The following is a 279-nucleotide window of genomic DNA, read 5'->3' as shown; positions in this document are numbered from 1 at the left end:
TCCGCGACCTGATACACCTTCATGCCCTGCTTCAAAAAATCTTTGGCTTTGTCAATCCGGACCTTATCGAGATACGTATTGAAATATTCCCCGGTCGTATTCTTGAACATTTTTCCGAGGTAAGCGCTGTTGTAATTAAATATCGAAGCCAGCGTTTCCAGCTTAATGTTCTCGTTGTAATTGCGCTGAATCAGATCCATGATCCGCTTCATCTCCTGATCCCGTCCGCCATTGCCCGCCTGCCAGATCAGCTCCTCCAGGAATTGGGACGAATGGCGG

The 279-nt window shown here is 48.0% G+C and carries 1 protein-coding gene; it reads right to left on the bottom strand.

What is annotated here, in order from left to right; all coding sequences use genetic code 11:
* Positions 1-279 (bottom strand): helix-turn-helix domain-containing protein (locus tag B0E34_RS22695; protein ID WP_228423011.1); only part of this gene is annotated, 279 nt, incomplete at both ends.

The sequence above is a fragment of the Chryseobacterium mucoviscidosis genome (assembly GCF_002177115.1).
Classification (GTDB): Bacteria; Bacteroidota; Bacteroidia; order Flavobacteriales; family Weeksellaceae; genus Chryseobacterium; species Chryseobacterium mucoviscidosis.
This window is presented reverse-complemented; position numbering and strand designations above follow the sequence as displayed.